Origin of the sequence: Paraburkholderia sp. JHI2823 (genome assembly GCF_038900695.1) — a bacterium.
In the GTDB taxonomy this organism is placed as follows: Bacteria; Pseudomonadota; Gammaproteobacteria; order Burkholderiales; family Burkholderiaceae; genus Paraburkholderia; species Paraburkholderia mimosarum.
The window spans coordinates 1-251 of the sequence record NZ_JAYMRY010000440.1; the positions used below are offsets into that span (position 1 = coordinate 1).

The window sequence follows — 251 nt, forward strand, 5'->3', positions numbered from 1 at the left end:
ACGGATAAATTCCACTGGCTGCAGCATCACCTCGTTATCACTGGCAAGGCGCAGGAGGAACATGGCGAAAAGTCACCAAGTCATCGTAAATGACCTTGACAACATTCGACTCATAGAAGGCTATGGTCAATGACCTGCGTTCGATTATCCGGGTGGCGCAGGATCGCCGAGGTCAGCCCAGCGCAGTCATCCTCGATGGCCGTACGCTGCAGTCGACGTGCGAGAGCGGTCCACGCGCAGGCTACGACGGG

General features: G+C 57.0%; 1 pseudogene. It reads left to right on the top strand.

The window, feature by feature from the left end:
- Positions 1-125: 125 nt before the first annotated feature.
- Positions 126-251: pseudogene (locus tag VSR34_RS39330) on the top strand (IS5/IS1182 family transposase); the annotation flags it as partial.